Source organism: Bradyrhizobium sp. Ken01, from assembly GCF_055807355.1.
This window is the reverse complement of record NZ_JBVVPC010000284.1, coordinates 1-242: the sequence shown is the minus strand read 5'-3', so window position 1 is coordinate 242 and position 242 is coordinate 1. Positions and strand designations below refer to the sequence as shown.

Here is a 242-nt window from a genome sequence, read left to right as displayed (position 1 = left end):
CGCTTCATGACGCAGCTGATGATCCACATTCTTTACCCACACAAATTCATGTCCTTTGTGCCCTGCCGCTGAGTATATCAACAAAGTAAACATTAGTGTTTACCTCCGTGTGTAATTTGCTCGAAAATAGCACTAAATCGCCGCAACGGCAGAATGCAATGCAAAATCAGGAAGGAAGATTCCAGAATTTCTTTGCGCTAATTTGCAAAACTGAATAATAACCTCAAGAAACGATCGGCATC

Annotated in this window: 1 protein-coding gene; it reads right to left on the bottom strand. The window is 41.7% G+C overall.

The genetic code is table 11. From position 1 onward, the window contains the following. A partial coding sequence (locus AC0L3S_RS39680; protein WP_473285435.1) for a DUF2554 family protein occupies positions 1-93 on the bottom strand: 93 nt, incomplete at its 3' end. Positions 94-242: the final 149 nt, after the last annotated feature.